A 21,455-nucleotide genomic window follows, 5' to 3' on the forward strand; every position below is an offset into this window, starting at 1 on the left:
CGCAGGCAGCCGGTCGACGCGGGGCCCGGCTGGCCGAGTGCGGCGCCCGCCGCCGCACCGTCAGCGGCGGCCGTCGAGGACTCCTCCGCGACGCTGTTCTGAGCACCCGCCCCGCGCGGGCGTCCGTCCTCAGGGCAGGACGAGCATCCCCGTCGCGATCAGCTCGCGCACTCCCGGCAGCACGGAGGCGCTGACCGCCTCCTCCTCGACCTGCAGGATCGACGCCACGGCGGCGATGATCGCGGCCATCGAGAGCTCGCCGTCGCAGGCGCCCACGACCGCGGCGAGGGCCGTGTCGGCGTCCTCGGTGCGCGAGAAGCCGCCGCCCTGGCGCAGCCGGAGCACGGTCGGGTCGTCGTTGCCCGGCCAGTAGTGGCGCTCCTCCGTCACGTCGCGCGCCACGACGAGCGAGAGACCGGCGAGCGCGCGGTCGTCGAGGTCGGCGAGCCGCTCGATCGCGTCGAGGCAGTGCGCGAGGTGGCCGCCCAGGCCCGCGGTGGGGAGGGCGCCGTCGACGCGCTCGAGGCGGCGCAGCGGGGGCCGAGGACGGGCGGGCAGCCGCAGGGTGACGTAGCCGAAGCCGACCCCGGTCACCCCGCGGTGCTCGAAGTCCTCGAGCCAGGCGTCGACCAGCGCGTCGAACTCCGCACCGCGGGTGGTCCCTCCGTCGCGGATCCACGTCTCGGCGTAGACCGCCGGGTCCTGCTGCTCGCGCTCGACGACCCAGACGTCGAGCGGCGAGGCGGAGCCGTCGATCCAGGCGTCCAATCCGGCGCGACCGGGTTCGAGCGCCTGCTCGAGCGGACCCCTCGCATCGGCGAGCCACGCCCGCACCCGGTCGAAGGCGTCGGCCGAGGCGCGGTACTCCCAGTTGCCGAGCAGCTGCGCGACCCCGCCCGGAGTCAGGTGCTCGGCAGCGCCGAGCACGACGCGGCGCACGATCTCGTCGCCCTCGAGCCCGCCGTCGCGGTACTCGTACGACGGCACGCCGGCACCGCGCGGGGTGATCACGAACGGAGGGTTCGTGACGATGTGATCGAACCGCTCGCCCGCGACCGGCTCGTAGAGGCTGCCGTGGCGGAACTCGATCGAGTCGATCCCGTTCAGCTCGGCGTTGAAGGCGGCGATGGCGAGCGCGCGGTGCGAGATGTCGGTCGCCACCACCCGGTCGGCGTGCCGGGAGGCGTGGAGGGCCTGGATGCCGCAGCCGGTGCCCAGATCGAGGACACTGCCGACCGGGCGCTGGATCATCAGCCCGGTCAGGGTCAGACTGGCGCCGCCGACGCCGAGGACGTGGTCCTCGGACAGCGCGCGGCCCAGCGCCAGCTCGCCCAGATCCGAGGCGATCCACCAGGACGCGGCGCCGTGCAGGTCGACGAGGTCGTAGGGCCGCAGATCCAGGGCGGCGACGACGACGGCTCCGGCCTCCGCGCGGACCAGCTCGAGGCCGATCGCGCCCTCGAGCCCCAACGACGCGAAAGCCTCCTCGGCCTCGGCCGCCGTCACAGGATCGGCCAGGAGGAAGAGCCGCGCGAGGACGGCGCGCGCCTGCTCCTCGGGCGACGTGTCGGTGCGGCGCTCGAGCGCCCGGCGCGCGGGAACGCGGTCGCCGCGGTGGAGGGCCTCGGCGGCCGCCTCCCCCCACAGCTCGCGGACGGCGTCGACGCCGTACCGGGCGCGGAGGAGGTCGTCGCGGAGTCGCGCGATGAGCGCGCGGTCGATCTGGTCGGGAGCCTGCACCGCTCCATCCTCGTGCACGTCTCGAATCGGACGCGCACCCGTGGCTACGATCGGAGCATGCCCCTCACCGGAGAATACGAACCGAGCACGTCCGCCTGGGCCCGCGAGCAGGCCGAGCTCTACGAGTCGACCGGAGGCGCCGAGGGCAACCTCCTCCGCGGCAAGCCGATCATCGTCCTCACCACCGTCGGCTCGCGCAGCGGCAAGCTCCGCAAGACCGCGCTGATGCGGGTCGAGCACGACGGCGAGTACGTGGTCGTGGCCTCGAAGGGCGGCGCTCCCGAGCACCCCGTCTGGTACGGCAACATGCTCAAGGAGCCGCACGTCGAGCTCCAGGACGGGCCCGTGAAGAAGGACTACACCGCCCGCGTCCTCGAGGGCGACGAGCGCGCGGTGTGGTGGGAGCGCTCCGTCCAGGCCTGGCCCGACTACGCCGAGTACCAGACGAAGACCGAGCGCGAGATCCCGCTCGTGCTGCTCACGCCCTGGAGCTGACCCGGGACCGGGCGGGCGCGCCTCAGCGGCCCCGCCCCGTCACTCCGGATCGACGCGCGAGGCGATGAGGTCGAGCACCTTCGGGTGCGACAGCAGCGCGAAGTGGCCGACGACCGAGACCGCGACGTTCTCGCGCGCGCCCACGAGTCGGCTGCCGCCGGGGATGTACTGGTCGCGCATGCCGTAGATCGACGTGATGCGCGCATCGGCGTCCCGCTCGGCGAGCAGGGTCCGGATGACCGGGCGGTGCGGATGGAACTCGCGCAGGGCGCGGGCGGGTGCGATCCGGGCGAGCGGCGAGCCGGTGAAGGGCGTCGAGACCGCGATCATGCGATCGATGCGCCGCTCCTGCAGGTCGTCGACCACCATCATGTGCTTGCCGATCAGCCCGCCCTTGCTGTGCGCGACGACGATCACGTCGCGCAGGTCGTGCTCGCGCAGGTACTCCTGCCCGAGCGCCGCCGACGCCACGATCGGCCGCGTGTTGTGCCCGAGCGCGGGCAGCACGTGGATCGGATGGCCGGCGCCGTTCAGCCGTTCCGCGACCGGCCGGAGGAACTGCCAGGTCTCGTAGACGCCGGGGATGAGCAGCACCGGGGCCCGGTCGCCGCCGGCGTATTGCGAGACGTCCCAGCCGTCGCGCAGGTGCGCGAAGCGCGACCCGTAGGCGTAGCGGTAGTCGCGGAGGTAGGCCCGCCGGAGCGAGACGGTGCGGCGCGCCTTCCCGGACCTACGCGCCGGCATAGGCCTCTTCGAGGGCGCGGATGTCGAGCCGGTCCATCGCGAGCATCGCCTGCATGGCGCGCGCGGCACCGTCGGCGTCCGCGCCACCGAGGAGATCGGCGAGCACGGACGGGACGATCTGCCACCACAGCCCCCATCGGTCCCGGAGCCACCCGCACCGGCTCTCCTGCCCGCCGTCGGCCGTGAGCGCGTCCCAGAGCCGGTCCAGCTCCGCCTGCGACTCCACGGTCACGACGATCGAGACCGCCTCGGTGAAGGGGAAGCGCGGACCGGCGTCGATGGCCTGGAACCGCTGCCCGTCGAGCTCGAACACCACCGAGAGCAGCGCTCCCGGCGACGGCGACCCCTCGGGCAGCACGCGGCTGTCCAGGATGCGGGAGTTCGGCACGAGCGACGTGTAGAAGGCCGCCGCCTCCCCCGCTCCGTCGTCGAACCACAGGAAGGTGCTGACCGCGCCCATGGGCGCCTCCTCGTCCTCGTGCCGCGGACCGCGGATCAGAGCGGATTCACTCCGAACGCCGTCGCGAGCTTGTCGATCTTCTTGGCCCGGCCCAGACGCGGCAGGTCGCTGCCGTCGCGGATCACGCGACCGCGCGCCTCGAAGTCGTCGAGGAAGTCGCGCGCCCACGCCACGTCGGACGGAGTGGGGCTGATGACCTCGTTGATGACCGCGAGCTGCTCGGTGTCGAGGCAGAGCTTGCCGGTGAGCCCGAGGGACACCGTGAGCGCCGACTGCTCGCGGAGCACCGGGTGGCTGTTCGAGACGGTCGGCCCGTCGATGGGTCCGGGCAGGTCGCCGATGCGCGAGGCGACGACGAGCCGCGAGCGCGGGTAGGCCATCGCCAGGTCGTCGGCGCTCGTGCCGGTGTCGCGGCGGTAGTCGCCGCTGCCGAACGCGAGGCGGAAGCAGCCGCGGGCACGGGCGATCGAGACCGCCTCCTCGATGCCGAGGGCCGATTCGACGAGGGCGAGCACCGGGGTCGATCCGCCGAGACGGTCGAAGGTCTCGGTGACGTGCTCGGCCGCCTCCGTCTTGGCGAGCATGACGCCGGCGAGGCCGGGCAGGCCCTTGAGCGCATCGACGTCGTCCGACCAGAACGGCGTGGAGTGGTCGTTGATGCGGACCCAGGCCTTCTTGTCGCCCTTCAGCCACTCGACGACGTCGGCGCGGGCGGCGGGCTTCGCCTTCGGGTCGACCGCGTCCTCGATGTCGAGGACGATCTGGTCGGCGCGGGACGCGTGCGCGGCGTCGAAGGTCTCGGTGCGCGTGGCGTTGACGAGCAGCCACGAGCGGGCGATCTCGGCGGGCACGTCGCGCCCCTTGCGCGTCAGGGGGGCGGGGGCGGTGGTGGTGTCGGGCGACGTCACGTGGTGGTCCTCTCGGTGGCGCGGTCCTCGCTCCGCGGACTCCGCCGCTGGGCGGCGGTGCCGGATCCAGGGTAGCGGCATCGCGAGTACGGCCGACGTCGGCGGGGCCTCACGCGCGCTCGGCCAGACCCTTCGCGAAGGCCGCCTGGCCCACGTGCTGGGCGTCGTCGTCGACGACCGACACCAGGCGGACGCCGAGGGTGACCGGCGGGTCCCACTGGCGGTCGACGACCTCGGCGAGGTCCTCGTCCGAGAGCGTGTCGAGGTAGGCGAGCGTCTTCGCGTGCACGGCGTCGTGGTACTCGGCGAGCAGGTGCGCGGGGACGGCGGCGAGCGCCGCCACCTCGGACGGCTCCTGCCCGTACCCGCTCGCGCGCGGCTCGAAGGGCAGAGCGGAGCGAGCGTGGAAGTCGTCCGCGGTCCAGACCTGCTCGTGGCCCGCGAGCGGGGCGAGGTGGTCGTCCTGCACGCGCGTCAGGTGCCAGATCAGCCAGGCGGGCGAGTTGGCCTGCGCATCGGCGCGGAAGCCGAGCTGCTCGGGGGTGATGTCGTCGAGGACCGCGTGCACGTTCTCGTGCACCCGGTCGAAGGCGTCGCGGAGGAGGTCGATGGCTGCGCTCATCCCCTCAGTCTGCTCACGCTCCCGAGCCGGCGTCACCCCCGCGGCGAGCCTCGGAGCAACCGCGGAGGCTGATGCCCGATAGTGGCGGAGTGACCCCCGGATCCCCGTACCTGGCGACGAAGCGTGGCTGTCCTCCTACGCGGAGGGCGTCCCCACCGAGATCGACCCGCCCACCCAGACCCTCGTCGACCTCCTCGAGGACTCGGTCGCGCGCTACCGCCGCGGCACCGCGCTCGAGTTCTTCGGCGCGACGACGACCTACGCCGAGCTCGGCGAGAAGGTGGCGCGCGCCGCGGAGGGGCTGCGCCGGCTCGGCGTGCGCCCCGGCGACCGCGTCGCGCTCGTGCTGCCGAACTGCCCCGAGCACGTGATCGCGTTCTACGCGGCGCTCCGGCTGGGTGCGATCGTCGTCGAGCACAACCCGCTCTACACGCCGCGGGAGCTGCGACGGCAGTTCGAGGACCACGGCGCGCGCGTCGCGGTGGTCTGGGACAAGGTCGCCGACGTCGTGGCGACGATGCCCGCCGACCTCGGCATCGAGCGCGTGGTCTCGGTCGATCTGACGGAGTCGTTCCCGCTCGCCAAGCGCCTCGCGCTGCGCCTGCCGCTGCCGAAGGTCCGCGCTGCCCGCGCGAAGCTGACGGGCCGGCCCCGCACGCGCTCGGTGATCCCCTTCTCCCGCCTGATCGGCGGCCGCCGCCTGTCGCGCTCGCACCCCCGCCCCTCCCTCGGCGACACCGCGCTGCTGCAGTACACGAGCGGCACGACCGGCACGCCGAAGGGGGCGATCCTCTCGCACGCGAACCTGCGCGCGAACGCGATGCAGGGTCAGGCCTGGGTGCCCGGGCTCCGCGAGGGCGACGAGACGTTCTACGCGGTGCTCCCCCTGTTCCACGCCTACGGGCTCACGCTCTGCCTGACCTTCGCAATCAGCATCGGGGCGAAGGTCGTGCTCTTCCCCACGTTCGACGTGGGCCTGGTGAAGGCGGCGGCGAAGTCGTCGCCGCCCACGTTCCTCCCCGCCGTGCCGCCCGTCTACGACGCGCTCGCGCGCGCCTCCGAGCGCGGCGAGCTCGATCTGCGCGGCATCCGCTTCGCCATCTCGGGAGCGATGGGGCTGCCCGTCGCGACCGTCGACCGCTGGGAGCGCGCGAGCCGCGGCCTCCTCGTGGAGGGCTACGGCATGACCGAGAGCTCGCCCGTCGCGGTGGGCAACCCGGTCGGACCGACGCGGCGCCCCGGCACCGTCGGGGTCCCTTTCCCGAGCACCGAGATCCGCCTCGTCGATCCGGACGACACCTCCGTCGATCGCGGTCCGGGCGAGTCGGGCGAGCTGCTGCTGCGCGGACCGCAGGTGTTCCAGGGCTACTGGAGGCGCCCCGGTGAGACCGGCGAGACCCTGCTGGCCGACGGCTGGCTCCGGACGGGCGACATCGCGACGGTCTCGGCCGACGGCTTCGTGACAATCGTCGACCGTGCCAAGGAGCTCATCATCACCGGCGGGTTCAACGTCTCGCCGTCCGAGGTCGAGGGCGTGCTGGAGTCGCACCCCGACGTGTCCCGCGCGGCCGTGGTGGGGCTGCCCCGCCCGGACGGCGGGGAGAGCGTCGCGGCCGCCGTGGTGCTGCGGGCCGGCGCCGCCGTCGACCCCGAGGCGCTGCGCGACTTCTGCCGGCTGCACCTCACCCCCTACAAGGTGCCCAAGCGCGTCGTCCCGGTGGACGAGCTGCCGACGTCGCTGATCGGCAAGGTGCTGCGCCGCGAGGTGCGCGACCGGCTTCTGGGCTGACGGAGGAGGACGACGTGGCCAGGATCGTGCAGTACCGCCGGATCGGCGGACCCGAGGTGCTCGAGGTGGTCGAGGTCCCGGAACCCGAGGCGCCCGAGGGCGGCCTCGTGGTCGCGATCCGGGCCGCGGGAGTGAATCCGATCGAGTGGAAGATCCGCTCGGGGGTGCGCCCGAGTCCGCCGATCGCGGAGCCGCGTCGGCTCGGTTCGGACGGGGCCGGAGTGGTGACGGCCGTCGGCGCCGGAGTGGTCGGCCGGCGGGTCGGCGACGAGGTCGTCGTGCAGGGCGCTTCCGGCACCTACGGCACCTCCGTCGTGGTCCGTCCTGAGAACCTCGACGCGAAGCCCTCGAGCGTCTCGTTCGAGCAGGCGGCCGCGCTCGGCATCCCGATCGGCACCGCCTACCAGGCCGTCGTCTCGCTCGACGTCGCCGACGGATCGACGTTCCTCGTGCACGCGGGGGCGGGGGCGGTCGGGCAGGCCGCGATCCAGTTCGCGCGCGAGCGGGGTGCGCGGGTGATCGCGACCGCGAGCCCGGCGAACCACGACCGGCTGCGCGCGCTCGGTGCGGAGCCGGTGGCCTACGGGCCGGGCCTGCTCGCCCGGCTGCGCGAGGCGGCTCCCGACGGCGTCGACCGCGTGCTGGACGCCGCGGGCACCGACGAGGCCGTGGACGCGTCGCTCGCCCTGGTCCGGGATCCGCAGCACGTGGGCACCGTCGTCGTCGGAGCGCGCGCCGCGGAGCTCGGCATCCGCGCCTGGTCGGGCGGCAACCCCGTTCCTCTGACCCCGGAGGAGCTGAGTCTCCGCCGCGAGGCGATCCCGTACGCGGTGCGACTGCTCGCCGAGGGCCGCTTCACGGTCGAGCTCGGACCGCGCTTCGGCCTCGAGGACGTCGTCGAGGCGCACCGGGCGAGCGAGGACGGGCACGTCCGCGGGAAGATCCTCCTGGTGCCCTGACCGGCACCGTCCGCTCTCACCGTCGAGAAGGAGCCCGCCGTGGCCGCAGACGACCTCGTCCCCGTGATCCTCGGGGGCGCGCGCACCCCCTTCGCCCGCTTCGGCGGGTCCTTCGCCGCGGTGTCCGCGACCGAGCTCGGCGCTCACGCCGTCCGAGCGGCCCTCGAGCGCTCGGGAGTGCAGGCGTCCGACGTCGACGCGGTGATCCTCGGCCAGGTGATCCAGGCCGGAGCGGGTCAGGGGCCCGCGCGTCAGACCGCGATCCTCGCGGGCCTGGGCTGGGACGTGCCGACGGTGACGATCAACAAGCTCTGCCTCTCGGGCCTCACGGCGGTGATCGACGCCGCCAGGCTCGTCCGGGCCGGCGAGGCGTCGGTGGCCGTGGCCGGCGGGCAGGAGTCGATGACGAACACCCCGCACCTCCTCCTCGGCGCCCGCGGCGGCGTCGGCGTCGGGGCCAGGCCCCTCGAGGACGCCCTGCTGCACGACGGCCTGCTCGACCCCTTCGACCGGCGGATCATGGGGCGGGTGACCGACGACGGTAACGCCGAGCGCGGGATCCGCCGGGAGCGCCAGGACGCCTACGCGGCACTCTCGCACCAGCGCGCCGCGGCGGCTCGGGACTCCGGGCTCCTCGCCGAGGAGATCGTGCCCGTGGCCGTGCCCCAGCGCCGCGGACCGGACGTGCCGGTCTCGGCCGACGACGGGATCCGCCCGAGCACGACCGCCGAGGTGCTCGCGGGCCTCACGCCGGCCTTCTCCCCGGACGGGACGATCACGGCCGGCAGCTCCTCCCCCCTCACCGACGGCGCGGCGGCACTCGTCGTCGCGAGCCGCGGATGGGCCCGGGCCCACGGTCTCCCCTGGATCGCCGAGATCGCCGAGCACGGCCAGGTCGCCGGACCGGACAATTCGCTGCACTCGCAGCCGTCGGCCGCGATCCTCCGCGCGCTCGCTCGGCGCGGCGGCACCGTCGCCGACCTCGACCTGATCGAGATCAACGAGGCGTTCGCGTCGGTCGTGCTGCAGTCGGCGGACGATCTGGGCCTGGCCCCCGAGGCGGTCAACCTCGACGGAGGCGCGATCGCGCTCGGCCACCCGGTCGGCGCGTCCGGCGCGCGTCTGGCTCTGCACCTCGCGCTCGCGCTGCGGCGCCGCGGCGGCGGACTCGGCGTCGCCGCCCTCTGCGGTGGCGGAGGCCAGGGCGAGGCGCTGCTCCTGCAGGTCTGACGCCCTCCGCGGTCGGCTGCTCCGGCGTCCCATCAGCGCTCCCGGCTACGCTCGCGGCATGAGCATCCTCAGCCCCGACGGCCTCGAGTTCGTGACCGAGCGGCACCTGGCCACCCTCTCCACTCCGGGCCGCGGCGGTCGTCTGCACGTCGTCGCCGTCGGGTTCACCTACGAGGACGGCGTCGTGCGCGTGATCACCTCGCGCGAGAGCCAGAAGGTGCTGAACGTGCGCCGCGGAGGCACCGCGACGGTCGGTCAGGTCGACGGCATCCGCTGGTTGAGCTTGGGCGGACCCGCCTCGATCGAGGAGGAGCCCGACGCGGTCGCGCACGCCGTCGACCTCTACTCGCGCCGCTACCGCGTTCCGCGAGAGAACCCGCTCCGGGTCGCGATCCGCATCGACGTCGACTTCGCGCTCGGCTCCTCGGGCCTGCGAGCCGAGTAGCCCCCGTGAGCTCGACCGACGCTCTGCGCGCCGACGGCTCCGTCTCCTCGCTGCGCACCCATCGCTACGTGCGGCTCTCGCTCTGCGCGGCGGTGCTGCTGCTCGGCGCCGGAGTCGGCTGGCACCTGGTCGCGCTCGGCCCGCTGCGCTCGATCAGCGCGGCGTACTACACGCCCGCGCGGTCCGTGTTCGTCGGCGCGCTGTTCGCCGTGGCGGTGGCGCTCGTCGTGCTCGCCGGGCGCAGCGCCCGCCGCTACCTCCTGCTCCTCGGCGGGATGACGGCTCCGCTCATCGCGCTCGTCCCCGTGCCCCTGCGCTCGGACGAGCTCACGACGCTGACGAGCACGGGTTGCCCCGCCGGCGCTGCGCGCTGCCTGCCCGCAAGCGCGGCCGACGAGGTCGCGGTCGGGATGCTCGCCTACCTGGTCGTCGCATCGGCGGTCCTCGTCGCCTCGATCGCGCTCCTGGTCCTGGACCGCCGGTGGGACCGGACCGCGGCGGTCCGGAGCGCCGTCGCGGCGGTGCTGCTGGTCGCCCTCGCCGTCTCGTCGGCCACTCCGGCCTTCGCGCTCGCGGGCCACTACGCGGCCGCCGCCGTCTTCTTCCTCCTGATGGCCGCTGTCGCGGGTGTGCACGCTCACGAGGTGCGATCGGAGGGAGTGCGCGGCCCCGGCTCGCCTCGCGGCTACTCCCTCGCCTACGCCGGTCTCGCGGCGCTGCTCGCAGCGACCGATCTCGCCCTGGTCCTGCTGGTGGTGAGCGGCCGCGGGGAGGCGCTGCTCGGGGAGCAGTGGCTCCTGCTGATCGAGGCGCTGGCGCTCGCCCTCTTCACCGTCTTCTGGGTGCTGCAGACCGTCGAGAACTGGGACGAGCCGAACCCGTCGCTGCGCTGAGGCAGGACTTGGAACTCGCCTGCTGTGCTTCACGAGTCGGTCCGTCACTCACAGCTCCGAACCCCGACTCTGCGGATGGCTGCACGGAGAGTGGTAGGAAGAGCCGCCGCCCAAGCGAGGGATCGCTCGTTCTGCTGGAAACCGCCCATTGCTTTCGGACGGGACGAGGACCGGCTCACACCGTGTGTGAACGAGTAGGTTCAGGTGACGGCGATTCTGTCGCATCACCCAGTCATCTCCTCCCGAACCGGAAGGGCCACCATGGATATCGACAACGAAGAACAGCTCAAGGAAAGGCTGGGCATCGATTCGTGGCGGAACTTGTCGAGGGAGAAGTTCGTCGACTTCGCCTCTGAGCTTCCGAACATGAGCGACGACCTCGCGCTCAAGGTCATCGAGCAGTTCCCCGACTTCAAGACGCTCGTCCTCGACTCGTTCGCCGTGGTGCGCGATCAGGCGACTGAGGCGGCGAAGTGGAACTGGAAGAGCCAGAAGAAGGTGCACAAGGCATTCGCCGAGTACCGCGCCCTCCTCTCCCGAGAGCTCGACCGCGAGACTCTGAGCTCGGCAGATCGCTTCACGGTGATGCAGCTCTTCAAGACAGCGATCGACGACGAGGCGCTGAAGGATTCGGAACACAAGGCGTTCGTCCTGCGATCGCTCGGCGTGGTGGCCACCGTGGGCGTCGTCGCGATAACAGCAGGAAGCGCGATACTCGGCGGCCGAACACGACTCGGCGGAGGTTCCTGACGCCGTCGTTCCCCTGAGGGACCACTGCTGGTCCACAGCTGAGGCAGTCGTCCCCGGCCGGAACGAGGGTCGAGAGCCGCGCGAGGAGATTGCGGAGCCGAGACGGACCGGCGCCGGGAGACGGCATAACGCTCGCTCGAGCCGGCCCGGCCCGGCCCTGGGAAACACACACACGAACACAGGAGGCCCGCTCTCGAGCGGGCCTGGCCTTGAGAAACACAGAAGGCCCGCTCTCCCGAGCGGGCCTTCTGCAGTACCGGTGGATCCGAGGGGATTCGAACCCCTGACCTCTTCATTGCGAACGAAGCGCGCTACCAACTGCGCCACGGACCCGTGCCTTCCGAGCCGTCACCGGCCCGAACAACTCGTCCACACTAGCACGCCGTCGGGCGGGCTCCGAATCGACGAGGGGCGCGTCAGGCCCCGCGGCGGCGCTGCAGCGCCTGGTCGACGTCGATCGCGTCGACGCCCTCGATGACGCCCATGGAGGCGAAACGCGAGGACGGACGGGGCGCCTCGGGGACCGGCACCGGAGCCGTCGGGCGGGGGGCGCGGATCGGCGCGACCTCCGGGGCCGAGGCGGCGGCGCGCTGCGCCAGCTCCGCCTCCGCTGCTGCGGCGCGCAGGCGCTCGACGGCGTCGATCGACGCCATCGCGCTCGCGGCCACAGTGCCCCGCGAGAGGTACAGCGGCTTGGGGAGCGGCTTCGGCGTCCAGCTGGCAGCCTCCTCCGAGGCGGCGGACTCCTCCTCCGCGGGCGCCTCCTGGGCGAGCTCGGCCTCGAACACCTCGGCCGGCCGGCGCGCGACCGCGACCGACGCCGACGTCTCGGCCGCCGGAGCCGCAGCCCGACGGCGCCCGGGAGCGAGCAGCAGCAGCGTCGTGAATCCTGCGACGACGAGCAGCGCCCCGAGCGAGGGCACCACCGCGTTGCCGCCGAACGGCAGCATCACGAGCCCGACCAGGCCCGCGACGACGCCGACCAGGACCGCCGCCGCGGCGCCCTGGCGCCAGCGCAGCACTCCCGGCTCCGTGCGGGTGCTCCGACTCGTGGTCGCGGACGCCCGTCGCAGCGCCTCGCGCGCCGCCTTCTCCGCCTGTGCCAGCTCCATCGTCTGCGCCTTCTCTTCGGCTCGTCGTCGTGTCTCGGTGGCCCGGAGGGTGCGCTGCTGCAGCGCGACCTCGCGGGCCGTCGCCTCCGCACGCACGTGCTCGGGCACCTCCGCGGTCTCGGCGAGGATCCGCAGCGTCTGCTGCAGCCTCACCGCGTTGCGCTCGGTCGCGTTGTACGACCGTCGGCGCATCCACGTGGGGATCAGGTAGGCGACCCACAGAACGGCGGCGAGCGCCCAGACGACGCCCCCACCCAGCCAGTCGCTACTCATGCGACCCACGCTAGGAGTCGGAGGGTGTCCCGTCCGTCATTACGGGTAGGTGTGTCCGCGCGGATCGCCCAGAAGTCGGCTCCCCGTCCGGGGGATCCCGGCGCCGTCCGGGGGCCCGGACAGGCCCGACCGGTGCGAGGCGCGCTGGTCCGCCTCGCTCGGCGTGCCCACGTCGTGCGGCACCTGGCCGTCGAGGTAGCGGCGCAGGACCCCGCGCGGGACCTCCTCCGCCACGAGGGCGAAGCAGAAGTGGTCGCGCCAGTCGCCGTTGATGTGGATGAAGCGGCGCCGGAGCCCCTCGTAGCGGTAGCCGAGCTTCTCGACGACGCGCAGGCTCGGCCGGTTCTCGGGACGGATGCAGATCTCCATCCGGTGCAGACCCAGATCGAGGAACGCGTGGTCGGTCGCGAGGGCGACGGCGATCGGAGTGATGCTGCGGCCGGCGAACCGCTCAGCCACCCAGTAGCCGATCGACCCCGACGAGAGCGAGCCGTAGCCGATGTTCGAGATGTTGAGCTGACCGGCGAGCTCGCCGTCCCACTCGATGAGGAACGGGACCCCTCCCCCGGCGCGGGCGTTCTGCTGCAGCGAGCGGATGCTCGCGCGCACGTCGAACGCGGCGCCGCCGCGGGGGTCGGACGCCTCCCACTGCCGCAGCCACGCGCGGTTCGCGATCAGCTCGCGCTCGAGGGGACGGGCGTCGCGGACCCGGATCGGGCGGATGGTGACTCGACCCTCGGAGAGCGTCGGGATCGGCAGCGGCATGTCCCGACTGTACTGCGCGAGCGGAAGGGCGAAGAGGGGTGGACCGGCGCGGTCGGACCGCTCACCGACCCCGCGGATCCGGCCCGGACGCAGAGGATCCCCCGCCGGAGCAGGGGATCCCGTCAGTGCTGCGCGTCGCGCGAGGCCGTCGTCAGAGGGTGCTGACGAAGTCCTTCAGCCACGGCTTGAGGTCCTCGCCCAGGTCGGGGCGGTCGGACGCGAGCTGCACGATCGCCTTGATGTAGTCGAGCTTGTCGCCCGTGTCGTAGCGGCGTCCGCGGAACACGACGCCGTAGACGCCGCCGAACTCGGCGGGGTCCTGCGCCATGCGCTCGAGCGCATCGGTCAGCTGGATCTCGCCGCCCTTGCCGGGCTGGGTCTCCTCGAGCACGCCGAACACGTCCGGCTTGAGGACGTAGCGGCCGATGATGGCGAGGTTGGAGGGCGCGTCCTCCTTGGAGGGCTTCTCCACGAGACCGGTGATGCGCACCACGTCGTCCTCGTCGGTGGCCTCGACCGCCGCGCAGCCGTAGAGGTGGATCTGGTCGGGGTCGACCTCGAGCAGGGCGACGACCGTCGTGTCGCGCTTCTCGGCGACGTCGATCATGCGGGTGAGCAGGGGGTCGCGGGCGTCGATGAGGTCGTCGCCCAGGAGGACGGCGAACGGCTCGTCCCCGACGTGGCGCTGCGCGCGGGAGACGGCGTGGCCGAGGCCCTTCGGCTCGCCCTGGCGGACGAAGTGCACGTCGGCCAGGTCGCTCGCGTACTTGACGTGGGCCAGCTTGGCGTCGTCGGCCTTCTTGCTGAGATTGAGCTCGAGCTCGGGAACCGAGTCGAAGTGGTTGGCGAGCGCGTTCTTGTTGCGCCCGATGATGACGAGGACGTCCTGGAGACCGGCGTCCGCCGCTTCCTCCACCACGTACTGGATCGCCGGCTTGTCGACGACCGGGAGCATCTCCTTGGGGATGGCCTTGGTCGCCGGCAGGAAGCGGGTGCCGAGACCGGCGGCAGGGATGACGGCTTTGCGGATACGAGTGCCCATGGGGCGTCACTATATCGGCGGCGGTGGTCGCGGATGTTTCCTGGAGTGCCGGGGAGCGGAAGCCCGGCCCCTGTTCTGGGTCACCCCCGGATGAGCGACACTCATTGCACCCCGACCGCCGCCGATCCTGCCGGTCACCCCCGATCTAGACTGAGCGCATGCCAGCCGACACCCCTCACGAGAAGCGGGCGCTGCGCGCCGAGCTGCGCGAGCGCCGACGCACGCAGACGACCACCGCTCGCGAGCAGGCGACGGCCCGCATCACGGAGCACCTCATCGACCTGGTCACCCGTCACGGGGCCGGGTCGATCGCGTGCTACCTGTCGGCGCCCGACGAGCCGAGCACCCGCCCGTTCCTCGGCTGGGCCGAGAGCCACGGCATCCGGGTGCTCTTCCCCGTCTCCCGCCAGGACGGGCTCCTCGACTGGGCCGTCGGCGACGGGCACACCGAGACGCAGGGCCTCTTCGGCATGCCGGAGCCGGTCGGCGCACTCCTCGGTCCCATCGCGATCAACGACGTCGACCTGATCATCGTCCCGGCCGCCTCCGTCGACCGGACGGGCATGCGGATGGGCTGGGGTCGCGGCTACTTCGACAAGACCCTCGGTTCGATGGAGAAGTGCCCGCCGGTCTACGCGGTCGTCTTCGACAGCGAGCTCGTCGACCACGTGCCCAGCGAGGTGCACGACCAGGCCGTCGACGGCGTCGTGACCCCCTCCGGCGTCCTCGACATCGCGCGCTGAGCGCCTCCACTCTTCTCCTCTCCCCTTCTCCCCCTCGCTTCAGGAGCACCAGTGCCCACCTACTCCTACCGCTGCACGCAGTGCGGCAACGCCTTCGACATCCAGCAGAAGTTCACGGACGACACCCTGACGGAGTGCCCCAGCTGCCAGGGCGCGCTGCGCAAGGTCTTCAGCGCGGTCGGCGTGACCTTCAACGGGTCCGGGTTCTACCGCACCGACTCGCGCTCGTCCGGAGCGAAGGGGTCGTCGTCGGGGTCGGACTCGTCGTCGGGGAGCTCGACGCCGGCGCCCGCGTCCACGAGCGGCGCGTCCTCGGGATCGTCCTCCGGCGGATCGTCGTCCTCGTCGTCGTCGGGCTCCTCCGGGTCGTCGTCGTCCGGCTCCTCGTCCTCCGGGTCCTCGTCCTCGGGGTCGTCGTCCTCCGGGTCGTCGTCCTCCGGGAGCTGACCCCCGCGTGACGCACTCGGCGTCACGCCCTCCGCCCGCCAGCAGAAACGGACCACACCATGATCAACGGCTTCAAGGAGTTCATCCTCCGCGGCAACGTCATCGACCTGGCTGTCGCCGTGGTCATCGGCGCAGCGTTCACCACCATCGTCAACGCGATCGTCACGGGCATCTTCAACCCGATCATCGGGGTCATCTTCGACGCGTCCTCGCTGGAGGAGCTCGGCTGGGTCCTGCGCGCGGGCGAGAACGGCGAGCCCGCCACGGTCCTCGCGTGGGGAGCGGTCCTGTCAGCCCTCATCCAGTTCCTGATCGTCGCGTTCGTGCTCTACTTCGCGTTCGTCCTGCCGATCAACCACCTCAAGAACGCCGCGTTCGCGAAGAAGATGGACGACGCTCCCGCCGCGGAGGACAAGGCGCCGACCGAGCTCGAGCTCCTGGCCGACATCCGCGACCTGCTCGCCAACGGCGGCACCGCCACGACCGCCAACTCGGGCAAGCACGTCGACTGAGTTCTTCTGTTCTTCTTCGCCGACGGCGAAGAAGAACCGCGGTCGGTTTCCCGGGACGGGTGCGTTCCGCAGAGCGTTGTGCGGACGGTGCGTTCGAAACGCTCGCACGCGTTTCGGACGGCACCTGCACCCTGCGGAGATCGCCCTCCGGACGGCTCCACGTCGCACCGTGGTGGCCGCGTGGTCGCCACCAGGGGTGGCATCCCTCCCCCCGCTGGTCGAGTAGCCGCCGCAGGCGGCGTTTCGAGACCACCAGAGCCGAGTGATGCGGATCTCGCGACGCCCGTTGCGTAGGGCTACTCGATCAGCAATGAGACACTCATCGCTCCTTGGGACCGCCGCGAACGCCCGGGCCGGGGGCCGCTCCCGATCCCGCGCTGGTCGAAGGGGCGCCGTAGGCGGCGTATCGAGACACCCACCCCAGGGAGACGCGGATCTCGACACGCCCGCTGCGCCGGCTACTCGATCAGCAAGCAGCGGAGGTGGATCGTCCCGCGGGAGATGGCGGCGCGGCCGCTGGTCACCGCTCTCGGCCGACAGGGCGGGTCCGCAAGCCGGAGGGGCTCGGAACCCGAGTCAGTAGTGGGGCGGGACGTCCTGGCGGAGGCGGGAGTCGTTCGGGCCGGTGTCGGGAGAGCGCGGCGGCGCCTCGGGGTCGGGAACGGGGGCGTCGTGCGGCGACGGATCCGTGCCCGGCTTCGCGGGCAGGGTCGCCCGCCGACCGCCGCGCGAGCGCCGGAGCGGGCGATCGGCTCCGGCGGGCGCGGCGGTCGGCGGGTCCTCGGTCACGCGTCGTCGCGCGGTTGGATCTCGATCGGCTGGGTCTCGCTCGACACGGGCTGCGCCGCCCTCGCGACGATCGCCGGCGCCGATGCCTCGGGCTGAGGAGTCGGCGCTTCGGGCGCTGCAGCCGGCGCCTGGGGCTGAGCAGCCGGAGCCTGGGGCTGAGCCGCCGGAGCCGCGGGCTGAGCCGTAGGAGCCTCGTCGGCCGGGCCCCCGATCAGCCCGGCGACCCGGGCGGCCACGGCCTCGGGATCGGCGAACAGCTCGAAGTTGTGCACGCGGAGGTAGTGCCAGCCGAGACGGCGCAGCAGCTCGGGACGCAGCCGCAGCGAGACCCGGAGGCTCTGCGTGCTGACGTCGCGGTCGGTCTCGACGACCACCGCGCGCGTGCCGTGCGCCGCGACCAGCGCGAGCTTACCCTTGTGGCCGATGTTGACGCGGAGCCCGCGGCGCTCGAGGCGTGCGGCCAGGTCGACCAGCATCGGCTCGGAGTAGTCGTCGCGGTCGCTCGGCTGGACGCGGTCCTCCGCCTCCTGCAGCACCTGCGCGAGCGCCACCATGCCGTGCCGCATGCGCGACTCGTCGATGTCGCCGGGCCGGAAGCACGAGACGATGTCCATCGAGCGCCGCGCCCGGGTCATCCCGACGGCGAGCAGCCGCTCGCCGCCCGCCTCGGCCAGCGCGCCGAAGTTCGACAGCAGCCGGCCGTGCGGAGTGCGGCCGTAGCCGATCGAGAAGATGACCCGGTCGCGGCTCTGCGCGACCGACTGCTCGAGGGTCACGACGGTGAACGGCTCGGGCCGGTCTCCGAGGATGAAGTCGTTGAGGTCGGCGCGCTTGGCGAACGCGGTGAGCACCGCCTGCTGCACGCGCACGGCGTGACGCGGGCTCGCGGTGATGACCATGAGCGACTCGCGCGGCCGGATGACCGCGTGCTCGAGGACCAGCTCGACGACCTTCGCGACCTCGGCGTCGACGGACTCGACCGCTCCGGAGTCGTTCTCGGGCATGCCGTGGCCGCTCGCGATGTAGTGGAAGCGCAGCGAGTCGTGGCCGAGGAACGACCCGGCCCAGGGCAGCGAGTCGATCCGGCCGCCGTAGAAGCGGCGGTTGACCAGCTCGGCGAGGTCCTCGCCGCCGGCGCGGTAGCTCCGGGTGAGTGTGACGGTGTTGAGCAGCTCCCCCAGGCGCGCGAGCGCCGACTGCGCGTGCAGGGCCTCGACGTCGGTGCGGGTCGCGGTGCTGCCGAACTCGACCGACTCGTCGACGCGCAGGCCGAACGGAGTGGGCGTCTGCGTCACCGGGTCGCCGAACGCGACGACCTGCTTCGCGCGGCGGATCGCTCCGACGTTCTCGGCGAGGGTGGTGGCTCCGGCGTCGACGAGGAAGACCGTGTCGAACGTGGTCTCGGTGCCGATGCGGTGCACCTCGTAGGGCGACACGAGCCACGCCGGGGCGAGCACGCGCGACAGGTGCGGAGCCGCCTTCTGCAGCTCCTGCGGAGTCGTCGCCGCCTCGGTGCGCAGCAACGCCCGCAGCGCGTCGCGCTCCTGCGGCCAGTCGACCAGGCCGATCTTCCAGGTCTCGGAGAGCTTCCAGGCCAGCAGCTCGGCGCTGGAGGCGGCGTGCGCCTCGTCGACGAGCTTGAAGTCGGCCTCGAGGCGGTCGAGCACGGAGGTGTTGCCGCCGAGCAGCGCGCGCTCGTCGGTCAGCATGATCTCGAGGGCCGAGCGCCACCAGGCGAGGTCGAGCTCGATGGCGACCAGCTCGGCGGGCACGTGGCGGCGCGAGAGATCGGCGAGCAGCGGATCCAGGCCCCACTCGCGCAGCGTCGAGAGCAGTGTGGTGCGCTCCTGCAGGTTGGCCAGGACCTCGCTGTCCTCGGCGAGTCCGGAGACCATCGAGGCGAGCTCGGCCAGCGGCAGCGAGGCGAGCTGGACGTTGGTGCCGCGACGGCCGAGCGGCTCGTCGAGGCGGCCCAGGTCGTCGGCGACCTGCTGGTACGCGACCTGCACGTCGGCGACGCCGACCGGCACCTCGGGCACCGTGCCGGCGACGGCGTAGCGCTGCCAGAGGGTGCGCTGCTGCTGCACGCGGCGCAGCGAGGCGTTGAGATCGGTCACGTGGGCGCCGGGCCGCATGTACTCGCGGGCGAGCTTCTTCAGGCGGCGGCGGTTCGTCGAGGACATCTCGGCGGCGTCCCGGCGCGGCGAGGTCGCCACGATCAGGTCCTGGATCGACCGGTCGAAGACGGCCGGCTGGAACTTGTCGAGCGTCTCGCGGACGTCCTGCAGCAGGCGCAGGTAGATGCCGAGCTCGGCGACCGATTCGAACGGGCGCATCCGGGTCTGGCCGATGACGTCCTGGGCGCGGTCGAGCAGGCGCGGCAGGTCGCGCAGGTGCAGGCGCTTGGCGAGCTCGTGGGCGGCCTCCGCCTCGCTGGTCGAGTCGAAGTGCGCGCCGTACCAGGGCGAGTCGCCCGGGCCGTAGCGGAACTCCCCGAGCCGGGCCGACTCGATCAGCATGCGCGTGGCCTCGGGGCGGCTGTGCGCCAGCGCGGTCACCGCGCGGCGCTCGAGGCGGGCGGTGGTCGACGGAGGGGTGCGCAGCTGCGACAGGCGCGCGAGCTCCTCGAGGGCCTGCAGCGCCGAGACGCCGAAGCTGTCGTCGCGCCGCGAGAGTGCGCCGCGGTAGTCGAGGAGCACCTTGCGCAGACGCAGCAGGGCGTCGTCGATCTCGCTGACGGAGGGGCGCGCGGCCTTCTCGTTGCGTCCGATCGACTGGATGAGGTCGCGGCGCAGCGTGCGCGGACCCACGGCGATGCCGCCCAGGCCGGCCGACACCAGCCGCTGGTGGATGCTGTCGAGGCTCGAGCGGCGGGCGCCGACCACGAGCACCCGCTTGTGCTGCGCGGCGAGGGCGCCGATCGCGTTGACGATCGTCTGGGTGCCGCCCGTGCCCGGCAGGGTCTTGACGACGAGGGAGTTGCCGGCCGCGATGTTCGCGATGACCTGCTCCTGCTCGGCATCGGCGTCCAGCAGCAGGTTGTCGGTCGCGGGCGGGCGCTCGTCCTGCGGGATGATCGAGGCGACCTTCTGCGACTGCTGCAGCGAGCGCTTGGCGGACGGATTGCCGGCCACCGCGTCCAGCACCGGGTGCTCGAGCATCCGGGCGTCGCGGAGCATGTCGCCCGCCACGTCGGCGAAGCTCGAGACCACGAGGCGGGGGTGCACGGCGAACCAGGGCAGGTGCGACGTCAGCCCGCGGAGCTGGTCGATGACCGGCTGCGGCTTGAAGACGCCGCTCTGCACGGCGAGCTCGACGAACTGCTCGGGATCGACCGTGATGCCGAACTGCTGCTTGAGAGCGCGCGCGAGCTGCGGGTTGAAGAACGGCTGGCCCTTGAGCTTGAGCTCGAAGTCGCGGCCGTAGCGCCGGATCGCGAGTGGACGCAGCAGGACGGGCGCGGTGAACTCGGTCTCGCCGGCGCGCCACTGCGCCAGCCCGATCGCGAGGTGGACGCCTTCGATCCCGCGGACCGATCGAAGCTCGATGCCCTTGTCGGTGATCGCCGCGGCCGCGTTCTTGGCGGTCCGCAGAGCCAGCTCGTCGCGGATGAGCGAGGAGAGGAGGGTCGTCTTGCCGGAGATGAAGGGAGGGAGGCCGCCCGGATGGGTGGTCGACAGCTCGATCCGCGTGCGGGGCGAGTCGACGAAGTGCAGGAGCGGCGACGGGCCGCCCACCTTCGCCAGCTCGTCACGCCACGACTGCCACACCGGATCCGCGACGTTGCCGCTGCGGTAGCCCGCCTCACCACTGGTCACCTGTCCGGGGGACGTGGTAGTGGAGGAGAGCTGGAGAGCGGACGCCTCCCGCGGGTCACCGGATTCGGGTGAGGTCGCCACCGGTCCGGCTCCTGGGAAATCGTCGACACGTTGCACACGGACACCCTAAACCGGGTACATGCGAAAGCCTGTAGCGACGCGGACGACGCTCTGACGGGGGGACGGAGTGCCGCGGCTCGGCAGGTCAGGAGGCCCAGGAGCCCAGCGGCGGGGCGGTCTCGACGCGGCGCTCGTCGTCGATGACGCGGATACGGCTGCCGGCGCGGTCGTGCCCGCCGGCGCACGCGACGGCGATCATCACGAGCGCGGCGTGGTCGCGGGTGAGGTATCCGAGGGCGGCGCGGAGGTCGACCGGGCGCCCCGTGGCCAGCGAGAGGGCGACGCGGGCGACGGCCTCCTCGGACAGATCGAGCCGGTGCACGTGGCGCTCGAGGGCGTCGAAATCGATGGCCGGGTGCTCACCGGAGCGCGAGCGGAGGACCCACGGACGAGCGGAGCCGGCGCAGCCCGCTCGCGCGAGCAGCTCCTCCGCGAGGCGCACGGATCCTCCGGCGGGCGGGCGGCTCACGCGGACGCCTCCGGCGAGCGGCGGCGGAGGGCCCGGACCACGACGGGCACCACCGCGACCAGGACGCAGAGGGCACCGGCGATCGCGGGAGCGAGCCAGCCGAGCACGCTGACCCCCTCGACGTCGGGGCCGAGGTACTGCCACTGCGAGATGGCGTAGACGAAGAGCGAGAAGAAGCCGAGGGTCACTCCCGTGAGCGCGGCGACGAGGTCGGCGGGACGGACGACCCCGCGGCGCGGGAGGGACGCGACCGTGTCGTCCGACGGGGAGTCGCTCGTGATGGTGCTGACGAGTCCGGTGAGGGTGGGGTCGGGCATGGGATCGATCAGA

22 protein-coding genes, 1 tRNA gene and 1 pseudogene are annotated in these 21,455 nt (G+C 72.7%); 10 read left to right on the forward strand and 14 right to left on the reverse strand.

Annotated elements, in window-relative coordinates:
- Positions 1–129: 129 nt before the first annotated feature.
- A complete protein-coding gene (locus B0T42_RS14560; RefSeq protein ID WP_077223757.1) occupies positions 130–1,740 on the reverse strand; it encodes a DUF7059 domain-containing protein in 1,611 nt (536 codons plus the stop codon).
- Positions 1,741–1,797: 57 nt separating this feature from the next.
- Here B0T42_RS14560 and B0T42_RS14565 point away from each other — a divergent pair, with 57 nt between their 5' ends.
- Positions 1,798–2,235: a nitroreductase family deazaflavin-dependent oxidoreductase gene (locus B0T42_RS14565; RefSeq protein ID WP_077223758.1), complete on the forward strand. Its 438-nt coding sequence runs from the start codon at positions 1,798–1,800 to the stop codon at positions 2,233–2,235.
- Positions 2,236–2,274: 39 nt separating this feature from the next.
- Here B0T42_RS14565 and B0T42_RS14570 read toward each other — a convergent pair whose 3' ends face one another.
- The 4 genes from B0T42_RS14570 to B0T42_RS14585 all read right to left on the reverse strand — a co-directional run bounded on the left by B0T42_RS14570 (position 2,275) and on the right by B0T42_RS14585 (position 4,969).
- Entirely contained in the window at positions 2,275–2,979 is a 705-nt protein-coding gene (locus B0T42_RS14570; RefSeq protein WP_077223759.1) for an esterase/lipase family protein, read from the reverse strand.
- The gene (locus tag B0T42_RS14575; RefSeq protein ID WP_077223760.1) at positions 2,966–3,439 is read right to left on the reverse strand and encodes a VOC family protein; all 474 of its coding nucleotides are present in this window, start codon (positions 3,437–3,439) and stop codon (positions 2,966–2,968) included. Before B0T42_RS14575 ends, B0T42_RS14570 begins: the two co-directional genes overlap by 14 nt.
- 35 nt (positions 3,440–3,474) lie before the next feature.
- Positions 3,475–4,347: an HpcH/HpaI aldolase/citrate lyase family protein gene (locus B0T42_RS14580; protein WP_230671596.1), complete on the reverse strand. Its 873-nt coding sequence runs from the start codon at positions 4,345–4,347 to the stop codon at positions 3,475–3,477.
- A gap of 109 nt (positions 4,348–4,456) precedes the next feature.
- A complete protein-coding gene (locus B0T42_RS14585; protein ID WP_077223762.1) occupies positions 4,457–4,969 on the reverse strand; it encodes a mycothiol transferase in 513 nt (170 codons plus the stop codon).
- Between the two features lie 100 nt (positions 4,970–5,069).
- Here B0T42_RS14585 and B0T42_RS14590 point away from each other — a divergent pair, with 100 nt between their 5' ends.
- From B0T42_RS14590 to B0T42_RS14615, 6 genes are all read left to right on the forward strand, one after another.
- Positions 5,070–6,758 (forward strand): long-chain-fatty-acid--CoA ligase, encoded by a 1,689-nt coding sequence (locus B0T42_RS14590; protein WP_077223763.1) that lies wholly within the window; start codon positions 5,070–5,072, stop codon positions 6,756–6,758.
- A gap of 14 nt (positions 6,759–6,772) precedes the next feature.
- Positions 6,773–7,717: a zinc-binding dehydrogenase gene (locus tag B0T42_RS14595; protein WP_077223764.1), complete on the forward strand. Its 945-nt coding sequence runs from the start codon at positions 6,773–6,775 to the stop codon at positions 7,715–7,717.
- 39 nt (positions 7,718–7,756) lie between these two features.
- Positions 7,757–8,947 carry an acetyl-CoA C-acyltransferase gene (locus tag B0T42_RS14600; RefSeq protein WP_236720311.1) on the forward strand — a complete coding sequence of 397 codons (1,191 nt, stop codon included), beginning with the start codon at positions 7,757–7,759 and terminating at the stop codon, positions 8,945–8,947.
- A 58-nt stretch (positions 8,948–9,005) separates the two neighbouring features.
- Positions 9,006–9,392: a pyridoxamine 5'-phosphate oxidase family protein gene (locus B0T42_RS14605; RefSeq protein WP_077223765.1), complete on the forward strand. Its 387-nt coding sequence runs from the start codon at positions 9,006–9,008 to the stop codon at positions 9,390–9,392.
- A 5-nt stretch (positions 9,393–9,397) separates the two neighbouring features.
- Positions 9,398–10,285: a hypothetical protein gene (locus B0T42_RS14610; RefSeq protein WP_077223766.1), complete on the forward strand. Its 888-nt coding sequence runs from the start codon at positions 9,398–9,400 to the stop codon at positions 10,283–10,285.
- 261 nt (positions 10,286–10,546) lie between these two features.
- Positions 10,547–11,035: a hypothetical protein gene (locus B0T42_RS14615; protein WP_139344528.1), complete on the forward strand. Its 489-nt coding sequence runs from the start codon at positions 10,547–10,549 to the stop codon at positions 11,033–11,035.
- Positions 11,036–11,295: 260 nt separating this feature from the next.
- Here the strand turns inward: B0T42_RS14615 and B0T42_RS14620 are convergent.
- From B0T42_RS14620 to galU, 4 genes are all read right to left on the reverse strand, one after another.
- Positions 11,296–11,368, reverse strand: a tRNA-Ala gene (locus B0T42_RS14620).
- Positions 11,369–11,451: 83 nt separating this feature from the next.
- Positions 11,452–12,420, reverse strand: coding sequence for a hypothetical protein (locus B0T42_RS14625; RefSeq protein WP_077223768.1), 969 nt, complete (start codon positions 12,418–12,420; stop codon positions 11,452–11,454).
- 39 nt (positions 12,421–12,459) lie between these two features.
- Entirely contained in the window at positions 12,460–13,185 is a 726-nt protein-coding gene (locus B0T42_RS14630) for a GNAT family N-acetyltransferase (RefSeq protein WP_077223769.1), read from the reverse strand.
- 151 nt (positions 13,186–13,336) lie between these two features.
- A complete protein-coding gene (gene galU, locus B0T42_RS14635) occupies positions 13,337–14,227 on the reverse strand; it encodes a UTP--glucose-1-phosphate uridylyltransferase GalU (RefSeq protein WP_077223770.1) in 891 nt (296 codons plus the stop codon).
- A 158-nt stretch (positions 14,228–14,385) separates the two neighbouring features.
- Here galU and B0T42_RS14640 point away from each other — a divergent pair, with 158 nt between their 5' ends.
- Positions 14,386–14,970 carry a 5-formyltetrahydrofolate cyclo-ligase gene (locus B0T42_RS14640; RefSeq protein ID WP_077223771.1) on the forward strand — a complete coding sequence of 195 codons (585 nt, stop codon included), beginning with the start codon at positions 14,386–14,388 and terminating at the stop codon, positions 14,968–14,970.
- 51 nt (positions 14,971–15,021) lie between these two features.
- Positions 15,022–15,162 (forward strand): annotated as a pseudogene (locus B0T42_RS22385) (FmdB family zinc ribbon protein); the annotation flags it as partial.
- Positions 15,163–15,176: 14 nt separating this feature from the next.
- Here B0T42_RS22385 and B0T42_RS22390 read toward each other — a convergent pair.
- On the reverse strand, positions 15,177–15,443 hold the full coding sequence (locus B0T42_RS22390; protein ID WP_342418258.1) for a hypothetical protein: 267 nt from the start codon (positions 15,441–15,443) through the stop codon (positions 15,177–15,179).
- Positions 15,444–15,476: 33 nt separating this feature from the next.
- Here B0T42_RS22390 and mscL point away from each other — a divergent pair, with 33 nt between their 5' ends.
- On the forward strand, positions 15,477–15,929 hold the full coding sequence (mscL, locus tag B0T42_RS14650; RefSeq protein ID WP_173892337.1) for a large conductance mechanosensitive channel protein MscL: 453 nt from the start codon (positions 15,477–15,479) through the stop codon (positions 15,927–15,929).
- Positions 15,930–16,505: 576 nt separating this feature from the next.
- Here the strand turns inward: mscL and B0T42_RS14655 are convergent.
- From B0T42_RS14655 to B0T42_RS14670, 4 genes are all read right to left on the reverse strand, one after another.
- Positions 16,506–16,718 carry a hypothetical protein gene (locus B0T42_RS14655; RefSeq protein WP_077223773.1) on the reverse strand — a complete coding sequence of 71 codons (213 nt, stop codon included), beginning with the start codon at positions 16,716–16,718 and terminating at the stop codon, positions 16,506–16,508.
- Positions 16,715–20,536, reverse strand: coding sequence for a DEAD/DEAH box helicase (locus B0T42_RS14660; protein WP_236720312.1), 3,822 nt, complete (start codon positions 20,534–20,536; stop codon positions 16,715–16,717). The genes B0T42_RS14655 and B0T42_RS14660 overlap by 4 nt, the downstream gene beginning before the upstream one ends.
- Positions 20,537–20,741: 205 nt before the next feature.
- Positions 20,742–21,125, reverse strand: coding sequence for a hypothetical protein (locus B0T42_RS14665; protein WP_139344529.1), 384 nt, complete (start codon positions 21,123–21,125; stop codon positions 20,742–20,744).
- Positions 21,122–21,442 (reverse strand): hypothetical protein, encoded by a 321-nt coding sequence (locus tag B0T42_RS14670; protein WP_077223775.1) that lies wholly within the window; start codon positions 21,440–21,442, stop codon positions 21,122–21,124. Before B0T42_RS14670 ends, B0T42_RS14665 begins: the two co-directional genes overlap by 4 nt.
- Positions 21,443–21,455 lie beyond the last annotated feature (13 nt).

The organism is Rathayibacter rhapontici (genome assembly GCF_001995175.1).
Classification (GTDB): Bacteria; Actinomycetota; Actinomycetes; order Actinomycetales; family Microbacteriaceae; genus Rathayibacter.

Bases quoted from the DNA above. Each gene is read 5' to 3' on its own strand.
- B0T42_RS14585 (WP_077223762.1), bottom strand. From the start codon at position 4,969: ATGAGCGCAGCCATCGACCTCCTCCGCGACGCCTTCGACCGGGTGCAC.
- B0T42_RS14570 (WP_077223759.1), bottom strand. From the start codon at position 2,979: ATGCCGGCGCGTAGGTCCGGGAAGGCGCGCCGCACCGTCTCGCTCCGG.
- B0T42_RS14670 (WP_077223775.1), bottom strand. From the start codon at position 21,442: ATGCCCGACCCCACCCTCACCGGACTCGTCAGCACCATCACGAGCGAC.
- B0T42_RS14640 (WP_077223771.1), top strand. From the start codon at position 14,386: ATGCCAGCCGACACCCCTCACGAGAAGCGGGCGCTGCGCGCCGAGCTG.
- B0T42_RS14615 (WP_139344528.1), top strand. From the start codon at position 10,547: ATGGATATCGACAACGAAGAACAGCTCAAGGAAAGGCTGGGCATCGAT.
- galU (WP_077223770.1), bottom strand. From the start codon at position 14,227: ATGGGCACTCGTATCCGCAAAGCCGTCATCCCTGCCGCCGGTCTCGGC.
- B0T42_RS14605 (WP_077223765.1), top strand. From the start codon at position 9,006: ATGAGCATCCTCAGCCCCGACGGCCTCGAGTTCGTGACCGAGCGGCAC.
- mscL (WP_173892337.1), top strand. From the start codon at position 15,477: ATGATCAACGGCTTCAAGGAGTTCATCCTCCGCGGCAACGTCATCGAC.
- B0T42_RS14575 (WP_077223760.1), bottom strand. From the start codon at position 3,439: ATGGGCGCGGTCAGCACCTTCCTGTGGTTCGACGACGGAGCGGGGGAG.
- B0T42_RS14625 (WP_077223768.1), bottom strand. From the start codon at position 12,420: ATGAGTAGCGACTGGCTGGGTGGGGGCGTCGTCTGGGCGCTCGCCGCC.
- B0T42_RS14565 (WP_077223758.1), top strand. From the start codon at position 1,798: ATGCCCCTCACCGGAGAATACGAACCGAGCACGTCCGCCTGGGCCCGC.
- B0T42_RS14630 (WP_077223769.1), bottom strand. From the start codon at position 13,185: ATGCCGCTGCCGATCCCGACGCTCTCCGAGGGTCGAGTCACCATCCGC.